The organism is Mesorhizobium sp. M0563 (assembly GCF_040321065.1).
Taxonomy (GTDB): domain Bacteria; phylum Pseudomonadota; class Alphaproteobacteria; order Rhizobiales; family Rhizobiaceae; genus Mesorhizobium.
The window spans coordinates 139383-160407 of record NZ_JAMYQV010000007.1 but is presented as its reverse complement, the minus strand read 5'-3'; the positions used below and the strand labels follow the sequence as shown (position 1 = coordinate 160407).

Annotated in this window: 18 protein-coding genes; 6 read left to right on the top strand and 12 right to left on the bottom strand. The window is 59.1% G+C overall.

Annotation, left to right across the window (positions count from 1 at the left end):
• Positions 1-200: 200 nt before the first annotated feature.
• The 6 genes from NKI50_RS12260 to NKI50_RS12235 all read right to left on the bottom strand — a co-directional run bounded on the left by NKI50_RS12260 (position 201) and on the right by NKI50_RS12235 (position 7617).
• A complete protein-coding gene (locus NKI50_RS12260) occupies positions 201-1010 on the bottom strand; it encodes a sulfotransferase domain-containing protein (protein ID WP_352858406.1) in 810 nt (269 codons plus the stop codon).
• A gap of 47 nt (positions 1011-1057) precedes the next feature.
• Positions 1058-2074: a hypothetical protein gene (locus NKI50_RS12255; RefSeq protein WP_352640889.1), complete on the bottom strand. Its 1017-nt coding sequence runs from the start codon at positions 2072-2074 to the stop codon at positions 1058-1060.
• Positions 2075-2275: 201 nt separating this feature from the next.
• Positions 2276-3448: a glycosyltransferase family 9 protein gene (locus NKI50_RS12250; RefSeq protein WP_352716633.1), complete on the bottom strand. Its 1173-nt coding sequence runs from the start codon at positions 3446-3448 to the stop codon at positions 2276-2278.
• Complete coding sequence (locus NKI50_RS12245) at positions 3438-4472, bottom strand: glycosyltransferase family 9 protein (protein ID WP_352494619.1); 1035 nt, start codon at positions 4470-4472, stop codon at positions 3438-3440. The genes NKI50_RS12250 and NKI50_RS12245 overlap by 11 nt, the downstream gene beginning before the upstream one ends.
• 161 nt (positions 4473-4633) lie before the next feature.
• Entirely contained in the window at positions 4634-5746 is a 1113-nt protein-coding gene (locus NKI50_RS12240; protein ID WP_352640893.1) for a glycosyltransferase family 9 protein, read from the bottom strand.
• 65 nt (positions 5747-5811) lie between these two features.
• Positions 5812-7617: an ABC transporter ATP-binding protein gene (locus tag NKI50_RS12235; protein WP_352716630.1), complete on the bottom strand. Its 1806-nt coding sequence runs from the start codon at positions 7615-7617 to the stop codon at positions 5812-5814.
• Between the two features lie 525 nt (positions 7618-8142).
• Between NKI50_RS12235 and NKI50_RS12230 the strand changes: the two genes are divergently transcribed.
• The 3 genes from NKI50_RS12230 to NKI50_RS12220 all read left to right on the top strand — a co-directional run bounded on the left by NKI50_RS12230 (position 8143) and on the right by NKI50_RS12220 (position 12599).
• Entirely contained in the window at positions 8143-9981 is a 1839-nt protein-coding gene (locus tag NKI50_RS12230; protein WP_352640896.1) for a carbamoyltransferase family protein, read from the top strand.
• Between the two features lie 280 nt (positions 9982-10261).
• Positions 10262-11074, top strand: coding sequence for an SGNH/GDSL hydrolase family protein (locus NKI50_RS12225; RefSeq protein WP_352640898.1), 813 nt, complete (start codon positions 10262-10264; stop codon positions 11072-11074).
• Positions 11075-11522: 448 nt separating this feature from the next.
• Positions 11523-12599 (top strand): GSCFA domain-containing protein, encoded by a 1077-nt coding sequence (locus NKI50_RS12220; protein ID WP_084642470.1) that lies wholly within the window; start codon positions 11523-11525, stop codon positions 12597-12599.
• 83 nt (positions 12600-12682) lie between these two features.
• Here NKI50_RS12220 and NKI50_RS12215 read toward each other — a convergent pair whose 3' ends face one another.
• The 5 genes from NKI50_RS12215 to NKI50_RS12195 form a co-directional block, all read right to left on the bottom strand.
• Positions 12683-13420 carry a TylF/MycF/NovP-related O-methyltransferase gene (locus NKI50_RS12215; protein WP_051409619.1) on the bottom strand — a complete coding sequence of 246 codons (738 nt, stop codon included), beginning with the start codon at positions 13418-13420 and terminating at the stop codon, positions 12683-12685.
• Between the two features lie 773 nt (positions 13421-14193).
• The gene (locus NKI50_RS12210) at positions 14194-14349 is read right to left on the bottom strand and encodes a DUF6894 family protein (RefSeq protein ID WP_352640902.1); all 156 of its coding nucleotides are present in this window, start codon (positions 14347-14349) and stop codon (positions 14194-14196) included.
• A 37-nt stretch (positions 14350-14386) separates the two neighbouring features.
• Complete coding sequence (locus NKI50_RS12205) at positions 14387-14611, bottom strand: hypothetical protein (RefSeq protein WP_023717697.1); 225 nt, start codon at positions 14609-14611, stop codon at positions 14387-14389.
• A 267-nt stretch (positions 14612-14878) separates the two neighbouring features.
• The gene (locus NKI50_RS12200) at positions 14879-15040 is read right to left on the bottom strand and encodes a hypothetical protein (protein ID WP_023717698.1); all 162 of its coding nucleotides are present in this window, start codon (positions 15038-15040) and stop codon (positions 14879-14881) included.
• Between the two features lie 435 nt (positions 15041-15475).
• Positions 15476-15787: a hypothetical protein gene (locus NKI50_RS12195; protein WP_352716626.1), complete on the bottom strand. Its 312-nt coding sequence runs from the start codon at positions 15785-15787 to the stop codon at positions 15476-15478.
• Between the two features lie 32 nt (positions 15788-15819).
• Between NKI50_RS12195 and NKI50_RS12190 the strand changes: the two genes are divergently transcribed.
• Positions 15820-17133, top strand: coding sequence for a methyltransferase family protein (locus NKI50_RS12190; protein WP_352716624.1), 1314 nt, complete (start codon positions 15820-15822; stop codon positions 17131-17133).
• Between the two features lie 36 nt (positions 17134-17169).
• Here the strand turns inward: NKI50_RS12190 and NKI50_RS30560 are convergent, their stop codons facing one another.
• Positions 17170-17706, bottom strand: a complete 537-nt coding sequence (locus NKI50_RS30560; protein ID WP_502897796.1) for a DUF982 domain-containing protein — start codon at positions 17704-17706, stop codon at positions 17170-17172.
• On the opposite strand from NKI50_RS30560, the gene NKI50_RS12180 reads away from it, so the two are divergent.
• The gene (locus NKI50_RS12180; RefSeq protein ID WP_352640908.1) at positions 17692-18753 is read left to right on the top strand and encodes a glycosyltransferase family 4 protein; all 1062 of its coding nucleotides are present in this window, start codon (positions 17692-17694) and stop codon (positions 18751-18753) included. The two genes, NKI50_RS30560 and NKI50_RS12180, sit on opposite strands and share 15 nt — an antisense overlap.
• Positions 18754-18801: 48 nt before the next feature.
• Positions 18802-20964, top strand: coding sequence for an amylo-alpha-1,6-glucosidase (locus tag NKI50_RS12175; protein WP_352640910.1), 2163 nt, complete (start codon positions 18802-18804; stop codon positions 20962-20964).
• The last annotated feature ends 61 nt before the right edge of the window (positions 20965-21025 follow it).

The window sequence follows — 21025 nt, the reverse complement described above, 5'->3', positions numbered from 1 at the left end:
TCTTCTCCGCCTCGTCCATCACCTCGGCCCAGGGCCGTAGGCGGCCGTGATCTGGGGATCGGCCCGGGCCGAGCGCGCGGGCCGATAGAACTCGCATGATGGATCGCTGTGGCCAGCCAGACCTGCTTCTCGGCCTTCTCGAACCGGAGAGCAGAACCTAGATGGCAAAAAAGGCATCGGCATATGAGGCAAAATCGTAGCTATCGGCGTCGTGCCGCTATGTCCGCATCCGCAGACAAACCGATGCATCGGATCAATTCACACCTGCCCCTGTCGCCGATATAAGATATGCCATGCCGCAGGAAGGCCTCATCGAGCCGCTTCCAGTAATCGAGCCGCGCAAGTACATTGTCGCAGAAGGCTACATCATCTACGCTGAGGTAGTCCAAATAACCACCGACCTTACCTTTTCGAACCTTGAAACTTTCCGGGTCGTCAGGATTGCGTGGTCGCAATTTTCCGCCATAGCGCGCACCCAGTTCTCCTGAGATTTCAGATTGCTGCATTCGTTTGAACGACCTACTGACGACCACATCAGCAAGGTTGGACTCGTCGAAGGACTTTCCCACAAAGTTTCCGACACTGCGCAAAGCGTCGTTTGTATCCCGCTGCATATCTTCATAGCGCAGAAGCGCAATTTTTCGCATGTAACTTGCGGCTGCGAACCACTGCAGATTGAAAAGGGCAATCTTCTCGACGCCGTGTTTGGGGCTCCTTACACATTCGCCTATCGGACCTGCTCCCAGCTGATGGCGTTTGCAAACCTGAAAATATCCAGACACCACAGTGTCGCGGGGGTCTCGCGTCAGAAATAGGATCCGCTGCCGTTTGTAGCGTGATTTGTCGGTGCTGATCTGTGCAATGTCACGCAGCTCCTTGTGGTCGGAACCATCATGCGTATAAGCCGCATTGACGCCCAGATCGTCAAGCATTACGCGCAGCCACGTCCGCCCGGACTTGGGAAACGAGACGACAAGGAGTGGCGGCCTTTTTGCAAAGAAGTTGGACAACAATCTCAACTTAGGCCTCCGATTGCGAGCACTTTGATTGCGCAAAATCAGCGGTTGTAAATATCGATCAAAGCATTGGCGATCCGTTGCGAAGCTGGCATCTTTGGATCAATCGACAGATTGGCATTGAGGAAGTCCCGGCTTTGCTCAAAATAGGTCGGTCTTGACCTGACCGCAGCAAGGATATCGTCGACGAGTTGATGCTCCGACCATGTTGGTTTGAAAGCGCCCATAGGACTGTCGAACTCGACCATCGGCGAAACCAGCGGAAAGAGCACCACCGGAATGCCGCAGGCGATCGCTTCGTAAACCGTGGTGCTTGGGCGAGTTACTAGCGCCAGGGCGTCCGGGAGCAGTTGTGCGAAGTCTACGGGCGATTTGTTCGGCATGTCGACTTTTGCGAACATCGTGGGATGGACACTAATGACATGGGCAAGGCCGAGTTTCGCACATGCGGCTGCCACCGCTTCAATCGATTGGCGGTCTGCGAGGTCTTCGATATCCCCCTTGAAGTTCACCAGCACGAAAAGCCCTTCATCGTGCCTGGCGCCCGCGTTTTCGACAGCACGCTCAATTACCGGGGAGCCGACAATGTAGGTCGGTTGTCGTCGTTGCTGCAGCGCTGCCGGTCCCATCGACAGGATGTAGTCAGCTCTCACAAATCGATGCGGCTGCAGCAGTCTCGCACCTCCGATGAGGCCGACCACACGGACCATTCCGAAGTTGATAGAATCTATGAACCGCCTAAAGAATTGCGGTGCATAGTCATTTCCAGTCACCAGCATGTCGCAGGGTCTGATCGTCCGCTTGAGCTCAGCAAAGCTGATATGCGACATTCCCCGGGCGTTTAGTTCAGGGCGTGCGACGCCGCCGCGTTTCAATCCGTCAATATGCGCGAATACGCATTGAATGCCGCCGTCGACCAGAAGTTGAGCCGCATCAGCCAGCAGACGAACATTGTTGCGATTGTGTGGGACGAAGTAGACCGTCCTCGTCTCTGCCCTGCCGCGAGCGTAGATACGCCCCCGCCTGAACAGGTTTCCTGGATGCACAAGCCTGTACACCGCGAGGAGCCGCTGCACAAAGTCTTCGCTGATAAGAGAAGCCGACTTGTTCCCCGACCTACCCAAAGATATGCATCGCCCTCCAAGTCTTGAACCAGCCGCCAGCCGGCAGTTTACAGCGTTCTCGCCGTAAAAAAAGGCCCTTGACCACTTGGCTGCTGTGGCCTTCCTAGTGCGTTCGCGATGCCAGGCGTGGCGGAGTCAACTAGAGGCGATGAGTGAGCACATGTGGTGTCGCGCCTCGTCCATCACCTCGGCCCAGGGCCGTTCGCGCTTTGAGACCAGCACGGCCGAAGGATAGTAGGGCGTGCGGTCGCCCTCCACTGGCCACGAACGTTTGAAGCCGTCACCAAGGATGAAGACCGATGGGACGCCGAGGGCGCCCGCCAGGTGGGCCCCGGTGTTGCTGATGGTTACGACGGCGTCCATCGCTGCAACCTGCGCGGCGAACATGTCCATGTCGACAAGCTGATCCACGGTAGGGTCGTGCAACACACGTGTCGGGTCGCCATCGGTCAAGATTTTCAGGTCTGACTCGGTCCGGCCATATTGCAGCGAAACGAACCGAAGGTCCTGTCGGCCAAGCAGGGGACGCCACGCCGCCAGCGGCGGCAGGTCCTTGCCGGGATTGGAGCTGCCCCATGCGACGCCGACCAGCGGCCGGCCGTCCTCGCTGTAGCGGGCGCGAAGTTCAGCGACCCGCGCCGGATCCGGTTTAAGCGGGACGAAATGCTCCCGGATCGTCGCCTCATTGGTTTCGAACACAGCAGTCAGATGCTGGACGCCGGCAAAGGCCTGCGCCTCGGCGTAGGCGGCCTTGTTCCCGGGACCGACAGCCCGCACATCGGCAATGGGAAATGTCCGCTGAAACAACGGCACCAACCGATGCTCGACGAGCACGATCAATCGTGCGGCGCGGACGAGCGCGCGGCCGACGGAACTCGCATGATGGATCGCGGTGGCCAGCCCCTGCTTCTCGGTCTCCATCAGGTCGACGAGCAGTACCTGGCCCGAGACATCCTGGCCGAGCCACTCACGCTCGACACGGCCTTCAACGATATGGCGCCGGGCGATCTTGAGTTCGGCCGCCGGGCCGTAAGCGCCCATCCGCATCAGCGCCTTGCCGAGCTCGTCGAGCAGATGTACCTCGCCCCTCGACTTCGCGATCGATGCTAGCGCCAGGGCTTTCGGCAGCGCGGCCGACCAATCGCGCGCCTCGATGCTTCGCCGATAATCCGCCATCTGATCGGCAATATCGCCGTCACGCCAGCGAAGGAAAAGCTGCCGCCGATGACTGCGGAACCAAACCTTGTATTTGTAGCCGGCAAGCGCGATAGCGCGGCGGAACCGGAGAAGAAATCGGCTATCGGCCATCAGCAACTCCACTGATGATTTGCCTGATCCGTCCACCTGCTTCCTGCATTGCGGACGCCCATGCCTGGCCGCCTTTTCTGACCAGTCGAACGCTTGGATATGTGGCCACGGTCTCGCCGAAGGCGGGCCACGACAGCCGAAACCCGTCGTCGAGCATGACGACCGTTGGGACGCCAAGCGCCCCCGCCAGATTGGCGCCGGTATTGCTGATCGTCACCACGGCATCGAGCGCAGCGATTTGCGCGGCAAAGCGGTCCATATCCGACAACTGGTCGACGGAAGCGTCATGGATGATGCGTCCCGGCACCCAGTGCTCGAACTCGGAGAGCGCCGGCCCGACATCGCCATATTGCAGGCTGACGAAACGTCCCGGCAGGCTGCCGAGCAACGCCCGCCAATCGTCCAGGGCCGGCAGGTCCTTGGCCTTGTTCAGGCTTCCCCAGGCAAAGCCGATCAGAGGACCGGGGCCGCGATCGAGGTAGGTGCTGCGCAACTCGGCGACCAATCGGCGGTCCGGCTCCAACGGGACGAAGGGCGCGCGTGCTGCCGGTTCATCCGGCCAGAAGTGCTTCGCCAGTGTCTCGAAGCAGGCGAAGACATCGGCGTCCACCGCCGCCACCTCCCCCTGTTCCTCCAGCCTGAGATCGAGCGCAGGATATGTTCGGCGATAGAGTGGCACCAGTCGCGGCTCGACCGAGACGATGCATCGCTCGGCAGCCGCGACCACCGGGCCAAGCAACGACGCGAACTGAAGGAAAATCGCAAGGTCGCCTTCGCGGCGCTCGACGGCAAGCCTGCGACCCGCAAGATCACTGCCATCCCATTCGGGCCTGCCTGGCATTTGCTTGCTCGACGCAATCAACTGCCAGGCACGGTTTCCGCCGCCGAGACGTCTGAGCCCACGCCCGGCTTTCTTGACAAGCCCGCGATCGCCAAGCTGCTCACCGAGCAGGCCGAGTGCCAGCGCATGGTCCCGGGCCGCCTTCCAGTCGCTTCGCTCGACGCTCTCCGCCATCAGCCTCATATGCCGTTCGACGCTTTCGTTGGCATGACGCGAGGGCCGTTTAAGAAGTTCCTTTGCTCGATCAAAAAGCGTCTGTAGCCGCTTGCCCGCGCCTGCTTGCGGGCGCAGGTCCGCAGCTTTTGCTTTTTGAAGGACGGATCGTCTGTTCGGCACGGCGATCCTCAACAGGCAGCGTCGGAATGCGTCGTCAAGATCGACGAGAGTCTTTGACCAACCTCGTCGAGCACCACCGACCACGCGCGCCCTTCCTTACGAATGACGACGCCCTTCGGATACCAGGGCGTTCGATCGCCGATGACTGGCCACGCCGTCTGAAAATTGTCGTCGATCAGGAAAATAGTCGGAATACCAAGTGCTCCGGATAGATGAGCCGCCGTGTTGCTGATCGTCACGACGGCATCGAGCGCTGCGACCTGTGCAGCGAAACGGTCCATATCGACCATCTGGTCAACGCTGTCGTCATAGATAAGACGCGCGTCATTGCCATTGCGCAGGCGCCGCAGCGCCGGCTTGATCTGTCCGTACTGAAGCGAAACGAATGTCGCTTGTGTCTGGGCGATGAACCGTGCCCATTCGGGGAAGTCAGGCACGTCCTTGGTGTGGGATTTGCTACCCCAGGAGAGGCCGACCAGCGGCAGATCCGTGATCGAGCGATAATGCTTGCGGAATGTCTCGACGAGCCCAGGATCTGCTCGCAGCGGCACGAAGTCGGCGGCAAGTTTCTCGGCATCGCGTCCGAACACCCAGGCGAGATCTTCGAAGGTCGCACGTTTGTCGCCGATCACATCCTGCTGCGCCGGGACCACGGTCGCCTTCGGGAACGTTCGCTGCAGAATTGATATGAGCCGCGGCTCTGCCCGAATTGTTGCACTTTGCGCATAGGCAGCGGCGGCGCCGGCCAGTCGCGCGTGGCGGATAACCCGGCCAAGGCTGCGCGGGTCATCCTCCACAAGATCGATCAGCAGTGTATCCGAACCGAGGTTCTCCCCGGTCCACTCGTTGGCATTTTTCCCCTTCCGCAGCCGGCGAGCGGTAAGCCGAAGCTCGGCCGCCCGGGCGAAGTTGCCCAGCCGTTCGAAGGCCTGTCCTGCCTTCTGCATCAGCTCGGGGTTGCGGGAACGGTCAGCCATGATGGCCATTTCATTGATACTTGCTTCAAGGCCTGTCCAGTCCCTGCGCGCGATCAGCGCGTCGGCCTTGGCCTGCAGCTCAAGAACCGAATGAGGCTTGGAGCCGGCAAACAATGTCCGCGCGGCCTTTGTGTATCGGCGCAATCGCAGGCCTATCCCAGCAATCACATACCTGACATAGGAACCGTGATAAAAACTGGTCATCGCCGTCAGCGCAAAACGCTTTGCCGCAGCTGCTTGCTGCCCTCGACGATCGGGCCGGACGCCTCCAGGTGAAAGATCGAGCGATAAATTTCGCTGCGCCTGGCAAGCTCGTCATGAGTCCCGGCGTCCGCCAGAATGCCAGCGTCAAACACCAGGATGCGATCGGCTGCCTTGATGGTTGAAAGCCTGTGCGCAATGCAGATCACCGTGCGCTCGAATGCATCGTCGAAAGCAGCCTCCATGACCGCCCGTTCGTTTTCGCCGTCAAGCGCGGACGTTGCTTCATCATAGACGATTACCGGAGCATTCTTGAGCAGCGCGCGCGCGATGGCGACGCGTTGTTTCTGCCCGCCCGACAGGTTGGTGCCACTCGGCCCGACAAGAGTGTCGAGCCCGTTTTCAAGGCTGGAGGAAAAGCTGGTGACCCGGGCGAGGTCCGCCGCGGACTCGATTTCCTGATCGGTGGCGCCCGGGCGTCCGTCGCGGATGTTGTCGCGGATCGAGCCTTCGAACAGGAAGACATCCTGTGACACCAGTGCGATATTGTCGCGAACGTCGGCGAGGCCGATCTTGGAAATGTCCTTTCCGTCGATGAGGATCCGGCCCTTGTCCGGCTCAATGAGGCGCAGGATCAGATTGACGATGGTGGTCTTGCCGGCGCCGGAGCGGCCGACGATCGCCAGCTTCTCACGGGGCCGTACCTCGAAGGAAACGCCGTGCAGCGCCGGGCTGTTGCCTTCGTAGGAGAAGGCCACATCTTCAAAACGGATACCGCCCTCGACATCGGTGAGGCGCTCGCCGGCGGTTGCGAGTTGTCGCTGCTCGGGCGTATCGATCAAATCATACATCTGCTCAACCGCCACCATCTGCTTCTGGATATCGACATTGACGCGGGCCAGCCGCTTGGCGGGCTCATAGGCAAGCAGAAAGGCGGTTATGAAGGCCATGAACTCGCCCGGGGTCTTGCCGTTGCCGAGGGTCTGCCAACTGGCATAAATGACGAACAGCCCGATGATCACGCCGCCGCCGGTCTCCATCAACGGACTCATCAACGCTGACGTCCGGTTTATCTGGATGCCGCGCCTTTCCATCTTGCCGACGGCCTTTGCGAAGCTGGCGACCGCCTTGTCTTCGAGCTGAAAGGACTTGATGGTCCGGATACCTTCGACGGCTTCCGTGCCGATCGACTGGACCAGTGCAGCCAACTCCGTCTCGCCCCTTGCCAGCGCCTTGAGCTTCCTGGTTATGGCGCCCACCGACAGGAACAGCAGCGGCAGAACCGCCACGGATATCAGCGACATCATCGGATCCTGCTTGACCATGACGCTTGCCAGGCCAATCAGCGTCAGCACATCGGAGACGGTGCTGCTCGTGAGCGTCAGAATAACGGATGACCCGGCGCGCGCGTTGAACATGATCTTGGAGACGAATTTCGCCGGATGCTGATTGGCGAAACGACCGATGTCGAAACGCACCATTCGAGAAAACTGGCGGTTTTGCAGGTCCGAGACGATAGCCCGGCGAATCTTTCCCGTCGTGATGGTCTGGCAATAGGCGGCTGTGCCCTTAACCAGGAAAATGCCGATGATTACGGCGCTGATACCCCATGCGGCGGCAGCGTTGCGTTCCACATAGATGCTATTGACCATGGTGCTCATGATCCAAGCCGACGCGGCGGTCGTCGCCGCAACGGCGATCGAACACAGCAAACCGGCGAGATACAGCGTTTTGTGCGGCGGCAGGTTCTCGATGATCAGACGCTTAACCAGCGGGTATGCCAGCACCGCCGAAATTCGTCTCTTTGCGCTCATTCCATTTCCCGATGCGATGTGCGTTGGTACCGGAGGGCCTCTGCTCTCTGCCGACCCGCACGATTTCGGGACGCCGCTTGAGCATCCGCGATAGTTCATATCCTATTCCATGTCTGTGGCTTCGTTCGGAGCCGCAGTCAATGCCGAACCCGACTCATTGAATGGCGACCGTCAAGGCTGCCGCACGGGCTCAATCGGCTCGGCGATACGCCGCGTCCTTGACAAGCTTTGTTCCTTCGGCTCAATCGTTTGCCAATAGCTTGGGTGCATTCTCGTGGTGGGCGAAAATAGTGTCTGACATTCACAACGTGCCCTCCAAGAGGGCTGCGGCCAATGGTTGGTTTTCCGACTTGGTGTGTGCATCGACGTTCTTTGGGGTGGTATTTCCCGTCGGATTTGCACGCCGGTTGGTCAGAGTGATCTGCCGACGGCTCCAAAGAACGCATTCCAATGATACATTTTGGATTGAACGAAGAACCAAGAACGATTTGAACTCGATGACCAATCAGTTTTGAAGACAATATTATGACCAATATATTGGGCATATCGGCTTTCTACCACGACAGCGCGGCCTCCCTCGTCGTCGACGGCGCCATCATTTCGGCGGCCCAGGAGGAGCGGTTCACCCGTCGAAAAGCCGACGAACGCTTCCCCTCAAACGCCATTCGGTCCGTTTTGCAGACCGGCGGTGTCTTGCTGAAGGATGTGGACTACGTCGTATTCTATGAAAAGCCGCTGCTAAAATTTTCGCGTCTGCTTGAAACCTATCTCGACGCCGCTCCTAGCGGATTCGATTCATTCCGAAAGGCGATGCCCGCTTGGCTGACGGGAAAATTATTTCAGAAGAGGATCATTTTCGACGAACTCCGCAGAATCGACCGCGGCTTCAAGGATCCATCCCGGATCCTTTTTTCCGAACACCACGTGAGCCACGCGGCCAGCGCGTTTTTCCCGTCGCCCTTTAACGAAGCTGTGGTTTTGACTCTCGACGGCGTTGGCGAGAAAGCAACCACGACAGTTGCGATCGGCAGGGGCGCAACTCTTGATGTCGTGCGGGAATTGCGGTTTCCGCATTCGCTCGGGCTTCTATACGCGGCGTTCTGTTATTATCTCGGCTTCAAGATAAACAGTGGCGAATACAAGGTGATGGGGCTGGCCCCCTATGGTGTGCCTCGGTTCAAATCGCTGATCCTGGAAAAGCTGGTCGACCTGAAGGAGGACGGAACCTTCCGTCTCGACCAAAGCTATTTCGCGTATGCCACTGGACTGAAAATGACGAACGCACGGTTCGCCAGCCTCTTCGGACAGCCCGTAAGGCGCCCTGATACCGATCTTTTAACTGATTTTCACATGGACGTTGCCGCGTCCATCCAAGCCGTCGCCGATGAGATCGTTCTTCGGCTGACCCGCAGCTTGGCACGAGATTTTGCAATTCCCAATCTGTGCATGGCCGGCGGTGTGGCGCTTAACTGCGTGGCGAACGGCAAAGTGCTCAGAGATGGTGCCTTCAAGAGAATCTGGGTTCAGCCCGCAGCCGGCGACGCAGGAGGCTCGCTTGGGGCCGCACTCGCCGCCTGGCATCTTAAACTCGGCGGTGAGCGGGTTATAGCCAAGCAAGATTCCATGAAAGGGAGTTATCTCGGTCCGGAATTCGGTCAGAGCGAGATCGAAGCGCAACTCAACCGAGCCAAAGCCGTTTTCGAAGTCATGCCAACCGACCAACTGATCGATGCCACGGCTGCGGCGCTGGCCGACGGCAAGGCGGTGGGGTGGTTCCAGGGCAGGATGGAATTCGGACCACGGGCGCTTGGCAACAGATCCATCCTTGCAGATCCGCGGTCGGACCATATGCAGAAGACGCTCAATCTCAAGGTCAAGTTTCGCGAGAGTTTTCGTCCGTTCGCCCCCTCAGTCCTGTCGGCACATGTGTCGGACTGGTTCGATCTGGAGGGTGAATCGCCTTATATGCTCCTCGTTGCTCCGGTTAAGCAGAGCCGTCACCGCGCGATGACTGCATCCGAGGCCGCTATGTTCGGAATAGACAAGCTGAACGTCCGTCGGTCCGAGATTCCTGCCGTCACGCATGTCGACTATTCGGCCAGGATTCAGACGGTGCACGTCGAGACCAACCCGCTATACCACGCGTTGATCACCCGGTTTGAAGCGCTTACCGGCTGTCCTGTCTTGGTGAACACCAGTTTCAATGTGCGCAGCGAGCCGATTGTATGTTCCCCGACGGATGCTTTTCGCTGCTTCATGGGAACGGATCTGGACGTGCTGGTGGCTGGTAACTGCGTTCTCCATAAGCCGAAGCAGGATTCCGCCCTCGCGATGGACTACCGAAATGAGTTTGAGCCCGATTGAACGCGCGAACGAAAGGCGTTGACCTGGTGTCGAGATGAGCGTGGTCAAAAAACAAATCTGGAGAGCGCGGCGCACTGTGCGCCAAGGCCTCGTTATGCTTTTGGGCGACAGGGCGCTGCTCCAGATCGGTTACCCCGGTTTGATCGCCAAATGGGCTGGTTGCCCGCCACCTTTGGTTCGGCCACACCCCTACACTCTATATGAGCTGCACCCCGCGTGGGACTCAGGCAACGGCAGATCGAGACACAATAGCCTGGGCTTCCGGGGCCCGGAAACCGCCATGCCGAAGCCGGAGCAATGTCTAAGAGTTGTTTGTATGGGAGAGTCGTCCACTTATTGCACCGGAATAGAAAACGACATTCACACTTATCCATACCGGATGGGCGAATACCTGAAAGCTCTCAATCCGGAAGTCGAAATAGACGTTGTTAACGCAGGAGTTGGAGGTTATACTTCTATCGAGAATGTTTTAAGGCTCCTTTTCCACGTAGCACCATTGTCGCCTAATCTTATCGTATATTACTATACCCACAACGATGTTCACCCTCGGCGACTGGAAGGACTGTCTCGAGACTACAACCAGTATTCCTGCTCCTGGTTCGAGCCACCATCAGGTGGCGGGCTTTCGGGTTGGTTCAAAAGACGGCAAAATCTGGCGACCGCGTATGTCGGGAACATTGTTCGACGTCGAGGCGATGGACGTCGAAATTCGAAGCACATTGCGCACAATCCACCAGACGCGTTTCGCGCGAACTTTAGTGCACTGGTCGTCCTCGCAAAGGCAGCCGGAGCCTCGGTTCTCTTCGTAAACCCCAATTATCGGCAGGAAGACCCAAACGATCCCGCTGCAAACGCGGTTTGGGAACACAGACGCATTGTGGAAGACATAGCCAAGCGAACCGGCGCCTCGGTCGTTGATCTCCATGGATCGTTGCCTTACCTTTGCCAACGCAGCGAGACTTTGGATAGAAATTATTACGACGAGGTGCATTTCACCGAGAAGGGAGCGGATTCCGCTGCCAGGATTGTTGCCAACGCGATTATGGAACAGGGTCTTCTGAACTTTTCCAAAGAGAAACCTCTAATATACTGACGTATACGAGAGAAAAACTATGAATGTTTTCCATGAATAGTATATTTTTTTGGACATCCGCTGCTTTGCTGGTTGTAGCCGCAATAGCATTGGTGCGGATGGTCATAAAAAAACGAGGAAAAGCTGACGAGGAAGCTGAGCCGGAGGACAATTACCCTCTCTGGTAGGCCCTAATCCCTCGGTCTGCCTTGGGTTACGCCAGACGTGCGCGAGAGAGATCCCCCGGTCCCAAGGGCGCGGCTCATGTTGCGTTGCCGATCCACCAAAGGCGATTTCTGCACAACTGTCGGGGTCAGCGGACAGCCCGACAGACGCCTTAATGAAGCGTGAAGCGGGACCAGACTGCGCCGCGACAACATGCGCCAAAAGAACCGCATCTGAGGTCTGACGTCGTTCGAATAGTCAATCTTGAATCCTTCTGATTGCAGCTAGCCGCGAAGCGGACTACATGTCCGGCATTGCGGTTGGGGCCAGCTGTGACCACTATGGAGCGACTGTGCCATTTCTGGAGCGAGTTAAACGAAGGTACCTTCGGATACGCAATCGACTCGGATACGCCAAACCTGTCCGTCTGATGGCGTCGGATAAATTGAACGCGAAGTATGGCGACTTTGTAAGCTCTGGCGCCATTACTATACGCAAAACCCCCGTATTAACTTCTGACGATATATTCTTCACGATGGGGAGTTGCTTTGCGCAGGAAATTCGACGCGCGTTGACAAACAGACGCATCGCATGCGTCCCGTCCTACGGAAATATCAGCTTCGACCCCGCGGAGGCCATTGTAGATGAGCTGCCTCGGCAGGAACATATGAACTTCTACAACACTTTCACTGTTCGCCTCCAGCTCGAGCAAATGCTTGGCGTGTGGGATCAGGCAGACGACGACTGGTGGCAGGTCAAGAAACGCGTCCCTTGGGGCTCGGCCAGCTTTCAGGACCCGTATCGGCGCGGTATTTTCGCCAAATCTCCGGAAGTTCTCAAAGAGGTGATCGGGAGCGTAAACCGGGAGATGCGGGCTGGCTTCGATGCCGCCACGGCATTCATATTCACCTTTGGAATGACCGAGGTCTTCATCAACAAGGCCAGTGGCAAAGCAGCAGCGCAGAAGCCGCTCTATCTCGGCGGCGGCGGAATGCAGGAAACAACGCTTCACGTCAGCAGCTTTCAGGAAAACTACGCCAACGTGATGGCTGCCGTGGACATGGTCCGTGAACGCAAACCCGATGCGCCGATAATTCTCACGGTCTCACCGGTTGCATTGGCGCGCACATTTCAGGACGCGGATGTCGTCACCGCGAGCACTGAAGGCAAGTCCGTTCTTCGCGCCGTGCTTGGTCAAGTCTGCCGGGAACGGGACAATGTCCATTATCTTCCCTCGTTCGAGCTTGTCACCTATGGGGGCCTTGCTCGTAGCTACAGAGAGGACTTGCGGCACGTAAAGAACTCAGTCGTCGACGAGATCGTTGAGCAGTTCTTCAATGCCTATTTTGCTCCGTCTCAGGTGCCATCAAGCGAGAATTGATACCCGTGCCCTGCCGATTTCCATCATGGCTTTCGGCGACGTCCTCGCTTCATCCGATGGAGAGCCGCCGCAACCATTCAGGACTAGCTTGCCTTTACGACAATCGCCTGCCCCGTTGGAAGTTCGATAATGCCTTCCGGGCGGTTTTCGAAGAATTGGTCAAAGGCCTTTCGGGCTCCAGGACAGAGCGCGGAGCCGTAGTCATCGCATATGATGATGCCATGTGCGCACACCCGATCGTAGAAGAAGGCAAGCGCGTCACGCGTCGGCTCGTATAGATCGACGTCAATATGGACCAGGGCGAAACGCCGGTCGGCTACGCTGGGAAAAGTTTCCGGTATCCATCCCACATGAAAAGTTGTGTTGCCGAAGTCCGAAATATTCTCTCTGGCTACCCTCTCGTCAGTGCTGAGATCGCCGGACTTCCACGGCGTTTGGCCGTTTCGCTTGCGATCCTCTGCGGTCGGTTCCGAGAGGCCGGCGAACGAGTCGAAAAGGTGATAGTGCCGTGGCCGAAGATCGCTCATCAGCATGAATATCGTCGACCGGCCTTGCCTTACGCCGCATTCGGCCACATCGCCGTCGATCCGCTCGATCGATCGTAGGCAGCTTTGCAGGACAAAAGCTCGCGGATCTGGAATCCCGCGGATGTTTTTGACCCGCTGCAGTGCCTTGCGGAAAAATGGCTGGTCCTTCCAGACCATATGGCTGGAATAGACATAGAAGCCGTATCTGTCCGCCTTCTTCTGTGCGATCTTATACCAAGCCACGCCTCGGCGTTTGTTTGAAAAAACAGCAAGTGCCGCGTCTCTCAATTTCACCTGTATCCTCCAGCATTCGGTATGTGTTCTGATGACGGCAGAGAGAAACTCTGCCGTCATCAGACGCGAAATGACGTCGAGTTCCGACTGAAGGACATGGCCTTATCCCGCAACGAAGCGCTTCCGGTGCACGTAATAAGCCAAGATCGGGAATGGAACTCCCATGCACTGCGACTCAAGATCACGGTCACGTACCAGGCCGGTCCGGAAATTGGTCGATTGCCAGCGGAAGTTAGCACACTGCCCGGCTTAATCTGCGCGCCGCAACGATGGCGCGGCACCTCCTCATCACATATTTGCGCACAGCAGGGCAATGCCCGCAGCAGATGTGCGTCGAAAGTGTCAGGCGCCCTCGTCGCGCCTGGAGCGTCAGAGAGCCCAACTCGGCGACCAGGGAGATCAGGCCGTCGCGATCGCGGATCAGTCTCGCCGCGCTCGCCTTGGTCAGTCCCCTGCCCTCGAGATCCTGGAACGCTACGGTAGCCCTGGGCCGACAAACGGGAGCATAAATAGTTCCCCTGTCGGCAAGGCAAGCCATGTTTGTTCTTGCTTTGTGCCGGCAGCTATGCTACTAATTTGCTTATGGTGCTGATTTGCGCCAACGACCGCCTTGCCGCGACATGCGGTTTTTCAGCCAGGCTCGACAAAGCTCGCCCGCATTGCGGGCCCTTTGGCCAATCACGGTCGAGTGCCAGCCTTTTCGGCAGCTTCCGAGAAGGGAAATCGGAATAGCAGCTTCCGGTTCTCGTCGCAGATTTCGAAGGAAAGACCTGTCAGGGGCTGCCGCTGAGCAGGCCCTCGGCCAGGATTTCCTTGGCCGAAGCCATGGCGTTATCCTGAGCCGCGGACAAACCGTCCAACTCCTGACCCTCGAAATCTTCCGTCAAGCGGCCGTCATTGTTTCGGAAGTGAAAAAAATATCTCGGCATGCCGGTTCCGGTTGGTCGGTTTATCTAATTTTAGCCTTCATGCGTCAGGTCGATCGAACAGCACCCCCAGCCCATGTTCGAACGCACATGCCGCAATCATGTCGTCCAAGGCTTTTCCGGAGACCGGGCAATTCGGCATGACAGCCCTGATGGCGATCTCAGCCGCTGCGGTAGAAACCTCATCGTGGCGCCTCTTCCTGGTCTCGATATATTGCTCGATCAGAATTTTCAGGCGCCGCGCTGCAATCTCGTCAACGACCATGGTTCTCCCTCGATTCGGCACAATGTCCGTCTTCCGGGGTCCGTCTTGCGGGTGAACGGTCCGCCGCCATTGGGTAGCAGCGGACCACTCGGCTGGGTGAGCCAACGGCCCGAGGCGGGGGTGTCTCGGACCGCCACCACAATAGCTTCGAGAGGCCACACGTTCCACAGGACGCTGCCGTTGGTAATTTTCGTACACTGAACATTGCCGCGGGCAGTCCGGGACTGTGGGATTTTTTGGGCTAAGCCGCCGTCGCCGGATGCCGGATCAGCTCCGGCTTTGATAGCTGTAGATGCCGGCGCCGATCGCGACCGCTCCTACGGTTATCAGGATCGATGGCAGCCCCATCGACGTGGCGATGATCCCCCAGACGATGGCGACGGCAATTGCGCCGGCCGTTCCCAACACCAGTCTAAGCCGTTTCGACATTATCTGTTTCCCCCGAAAAGCGCATCTTTGGTCTTTTTCTGATCGAAATACCGCAATGCGGCACCATTGTCTGCGCTTTGTCCAACGTTTTTACGCCGCCCCTGAGCCCGACCGCTGAGGCGTAAGCGATCCGTATGCGGCCTTGTTGCAAACACCCGCTCGACAATGAGGAAGCTTGGGCGAAAGCCCGAGAAGCGAGGCGTCAGAAAGCGAGGTATCTATGCAAAATTTTCGGAATTTACTCCGGTTCACAATCATGGGCATGGCGGCCACGACAACCGCAATAGTCATCACAGGCCTTACCCCCGAGACAACCGAAGCGACTTTGATTTGCCATAGGGTGGTCTGCCAGAAGGCGAGCAATGAACGCAGTGCTTTCGGCACCAAATATCAGCGCAAGTGCACCTGCGAAAATGTAAGCGAGGGCGCTAACAACTATCCCTCCCCGCGCAACGCCAACAAGGGGCCCATCGGCGGTTCGAGCGGCACCAGCAGTTCAGGCGGCAGTAGTGGTTCGAGCGGCACCAGCAGCTCAAGCGGCAGCAGTGGTTCGAGCGGCACCAGCAGCTCAAGCGGCAGCAGTGGTTCGAGTGGCAGCAGCGGCTCGAGCGGCACCAGCGGCTCGAGCGGCACCAGTGGTTCAAGCGGCAGCAGCGGTTCGAGTGGCAGCAGTGGTTCAAGCGGCGGCAATGACGGAACAAGCAGCGGCGGATCCAACGGCAGCGGTGGAGTGTAGCAGCTGCTCAAGTGGCTCCAGCGGCGGCGGGTGGGCACACCACGTGACCCGTGCCGGCCGCCCACGACGATCAAACCCTCACGACAACGGGAGTAGTAGCTTGACGCTCCAACCGAAATCCGCGACCGCGCCCCTCACCGGCCTTGCAGGACTGCTTGGTCTTGCGCTGGCCGTCGGGGTGCTCGTCGACAGAAGCTGGCCTGTGCATTTGCAGGCCATGACTGTCATTGCAGCTACCGCGGCAGCGATGATCGCGGTCGACACGGCCTATTTCCAGACGTTTCGAAGGCGTTCAACGGGATTGCAGGCAAAGCCGATGCGAGCGCTTGAAGTCGAGCGCGTCATGCGCAAACTCATCGGCTTCATCGTCACGCTCACGACGATTGCCGCAGTCTACTGGATATTGCCGGAATACCGGCGTGAGTTTTACGCCCCCTACTGGGCAGCTCTCTACGACACCTTGCCGGCGCTGCTCGTCACCGCGCCGTTTTATGTTGCTTATGTCGATCGCCGGCAAACCGATCCGGAAGATTCATATGCCGAAATCGGTGCATTCGTCCTCGGCGGCGCAGTGCCGCAAAGGACTGAGCAGATACGCCAGCATGTGCGGGGCTGGATCGTCAAAGGCTTCTTCCTGCCGCTGATGTTCGTCTATCTGTGCTCCGCGCTAGGTTCGATCCTGGCCGGACTGGAACAACCGTATCAATTCGACATCATGCGCTGGCACGCTTTTGCAATCGATCTCCTGTTCATGGTGGACGTCCTTGTCGCGGTCGTCGGCTACATTTTCACGCTGCGCGTCCTCGACAACCATATCCGCACCGTCGAGCCCACTGTGTTCGGCTGGCTGGTTTGTCTTGCCTGTTATGAACCCATGAATGCCGCCACCCGTGCCTACCTGAATTACGAAACGGGCGCCAACTGGACGGCGGTGATGCCCACACCGGCGCTCCAGGTTTTCTGGGGATCGGCGATCGTCTTCTGCGTCTTGATTTTTGTCTGGTCCACCGTGAGCTTTGGCCTGAGATTTTCCAATCTCACCAACCGCGGAATCATCACCTGCGGACCGTATCGCTGGATCAAGCACCCCGCCTATGTTTCGAAAAACCTCTCCTGGTGGCTGGTCTCGGTCCCTTTCCTCACCGCCACGGGACCCGCTGAAGCGCTGCGGCACTCCGCCATCCTGCTCGGGCTCAACGCCGTCTATGCACTTCGCGCCATCACCGAGGAACGCCATCTGTCACGCGACCCCGATTACGCCGCCTATTGCGATTACATCGCCGAGAACGGTGCTGTAGCCCAGTTCAAACGACTGTTCGCGAAAGCGAGTCGGTCGCCGATCGGGCGTTCCGGCTGAATGATATCTTGTTTTGAGGGTTAGCGGCAGCTGGCGCTATCGTCGCAGCGCATCCGCGCGATGCCGATCCTCGCCGCTCACCGGCAACGGCCGATCGCCCTCGAGCAAGCGGGTGATCCGGGCGAAGCCGGCAAAAGCCTTTCTCGCTTCCTCGGCCGACATCCGGCCGGCCACGGCCGCAGCACAGCAATTCACCGCACATTGGTAAACCGGCCCGCGCCGCCCGGCCGGCCATTTTCGCAGGAATGCCATCGCTTCGGCAACGCTGTCGATCTCCTCCACAGGCTGTCCCTGTCCGCGCAAAATCCGCACGGGCGAAAAGAATTGCAAGCGGTCCATCATTTCCTCCCCGTCGACCGGATGCGTGCGATCGAACCCCACTAAACTCGCGAACTGGCCCTTTGGTTCCCGGCAAAAGAGGCTTGCCATGAAAAATGTTGGCTGGACGGCAAGCTCCGGCAGTCCCAATTGCGCGACATCTTGCCGTTGTACGGGAACGTTAGCGCGACTGATGCATTTCGATCCCACAAGCAGTCTTTTTGAGGGAAATGCCAAAACATGAGAATAGCCCATGTGGCGCCGCTCCATGAATCCGTGCCACCCCGGTTCTATGGAGGGACGGAGCGCATCGTCTCCTATCTGACCGAAGGATTGGTCGAGCTTGGCCATGACGTGACCCTGTTCGCCAGCGGCGATACCAAAACGTCGGCGAAATTGGTGGCGTGTCGCGAGCGTGCGCTGCGTCTCGATCCGCGCCCCCACAAATCCGAAACCGCGGCACATCTCTCTATGCTTGCCGAGGTGAGGAACCGTGCGCAGCAGTTCGACGTCATCCACTTCCATCTCAGCCACTTCCTGCATTTTCCTTTCTTCGAACACATGCCCGACCGGACGGTGACAACACCGCATGGCAGGCTCGACTATGTCGATCTGGCGCCGGCCTACGAACGTTTTCCGCGCTTTCCGATGATCTCGATTTCCCGCAGCCAGAGAGCCGGGCTCGCCAAGGCCAATTGGCTTGCGACCATCCATCACGGGCTGCCGATCGATGTCTACGAGCCGACTTTCGAGACGGATGCGGACGAGCCGTATCTGGCGTTCCTGGGCCGGCTGTCGCGCGACAAGCGCCCCGATCGTGCCATCGAGATCGCCTTGCGCTCCGGGCTGAAACTGAAGCTTGCCGCAAAGATCGGCGATGACGACCGCGCATTTTTCCACGACACTGTCGAGCCGCTGATCGACGGCGACCGTGTCGACTATATCGGCGAGATCGAAGAGGACAGAAAGGCGGAATTCCTCGGCAAGGCGGCCGGCCTGCTGTTTCCAATCGATTGGCCGGAGCCGTTCGGCCTTGCCGCGATAGAGGCGATGGCCTGCGGCACGCCGGTAATCGCCTGGAATTGCGGTGCCCTGCCGGAGATCATCGACCATGGCGTAACCGGTTTCCTTGTCGATACAGTCGACGCTGCGGTCGCCTCGATACCGGAATTGCTACGCCTCGACAGGCGTCAGGTGAGAGCCGTATTCGAGAACCGTTTTTCTGCCACGAGAATGGCCCACGACTATGTGGCAGCCTATGCGCGCCTGATCGGCGCTCCCGGTGAAGCGAGAGCGTCCTGATCGGCGTCATTGCGGAAGTTGAGAACGAAACGACAGAGTTTGTGACGAATGAATCAACTCGACGAGCGTAAGCTTGATCCCGCCGTAGCCCTTGCCTCTCTCGACGAGGTCGCGCCTCGGGAGCCGCACCGGCTGTTCGCCCTCAAGCAAGGCGACTGCTTCGCGGTGGCCGACGCCTATGGCGACATCCGCGGCGCCGGCGACGGCTTTTTCCGAGACGACACGCGTGTGCTTTCGGAATTTCGGTTGACGGTCGGTGGCCGGCAAATGTCACTGCTCGGCGCATCGCTCAGCCAGGACAATGTGCTTTTCACCTCGAACCTGACCAATCTGCCGATTCAGAGTGTCGGTGGCCGGGATATTCCGCAGGGCGCGATCCACATAGAACGCGTCAGGCTGCTTTGGCAGGACCGGCTGTTCGAGCGCATCACCCTTTCCAACTACAGCCAGGAATCGTCGGCCATTCGGGTTTCCTTGCATTTCGCAGCAGATTTCCGTGACATGTTCGAGGTGCGCGGCTCGACCCGGCCCAAGCGCGGGATAGCCCATGCCGCCGAGACCAGTCCGACGTCCGTGGTGCTTCGATATGACGGGCTGGACCAGCTTGTGCGCCTGTCGGCGATCTCGTTCTCGCAAGCCCCGGACAATTTGACCACCAACCGTGCGGATTTCCTGATTGCGGTGACTAAGCGCAGCAGCGAGGTCCTCTATATCGAAGTCGGCCCGGAAGTGGCGGAGACACCCGACCGCGACCGTTTTCGGGCTGCCGCCGCCCGCGCTCGCTTCGGCATGCGCGCCAAACGCCGCCACGGCGCGACGGTGCACAGCTCTGGCCGCGTCTTCAACGACTGGATCGAGCGCGCGCGCGCGGACGTGGCGTTGCTGACCACCGAGCTTGCAACCGGACCTTACCCCTATGCCGGCATACCCTGGTTCTCGACGGCGTTTGGCCGCGATGGGGTGATCTCCGCACTGCAGATGCTGTGGTTGAATCCCGGGCTGGCGCGTGGCGTGCTCGCCTTTCTCGCCCAGCATCAGGCAACCGAAACGTCGCCGTTCAGCGATTCACAGCCGGGCAAGATCATGCACGAGACCCGCAAGGGCGAGATGGCGGCACTGCGGGAGCTCCCGTTTGGCCGCTATTACGGCGGTGTCGACACCACGCCGCTCTACATTCATCTCGCTTGTGCCTATGCGGATCGTACCGGCGACATGGCGTTCCTCGACAGCCTGTGGCCATCGCTCTGTGCTGCGGCCGAATGGACCGAAGAGATAAGCCGCGCGACCGGCTTCGTTACCTATCAGCGCGGCGCCGAGTCCGGCCTCGCCAACCAGGGCTGGAAAGACAGCTTCGATTCGGTCTTCCATGCCGACGGTCGCATGCCCAAGGGGCCGATCGCCCTGGTGGAGGTGCAAGGCTATGTCTTTGCTGCGTTCCGTGGTCTGGCAGCGCTCGCCCGCCGCCGTGGCGAGGACGACAAGGCCGATCATTGGGACGAACGCGCCGAAACCATGCGCACCGCGGTCGAACGCCATTTCTGGATGGACGATCTCAATTTCTACGCCATGGCGATCGACGGTGCCGGCGAGGTCTGCAAGGTACGGACGTCGAATGCCGGCCATCTCCTCTATGTCGGGCTGCCCGAGCCGGAACGGGCGCAGTTGGTCGCCGATCAGCTGCTCTCGGCGTCGTTCCACTCGGGTTGGGGCGTCAGGACGCTGGCCGACGATGCGATATTCTTCAATCCCATGTCTTACCACAACGGTTCGATCTGGCCGCACGACACTGCCATGTGCGGTGCCGGCCTGGCACGTTATGGCGTACGCGACAGCGTGGTGCGGCTGATGAGCGGCACGTTCGAGTCGGCTGTCCATTTCAACATGCGGCTGCCGGAACTGTTCTGCGGCTTTACCAGGTCGCCGGGCGAAGCGCCGATCGCCTATCCCGTCGCGTGCCTGCCGCAGGCCTGGTCGGCGGGATCGGCCTTCATGTTGATGCAGGCCTGCCTTGGCCTGGAAATCGATGGCTGGGACGGTGAAATCCGGGTCACCCGCCCGAGGCTGCCGATCGGCATCGACACGCTGACACTGCGGCATCTGGGTGTCGGCTCGGTGGTGGTCGACCTCACATTCCAGCGTGTCGGTGGTCGGGTCGTCGCCTTTCTCGCCGATCGGTATGAGGGGATGGTACCGCTCATCGTGCGCACCTGACGCCGCCTCGCTGCGGCGCATCGAAAACGACGCGCGGCACCGCAATCGTCCGGAACCGATA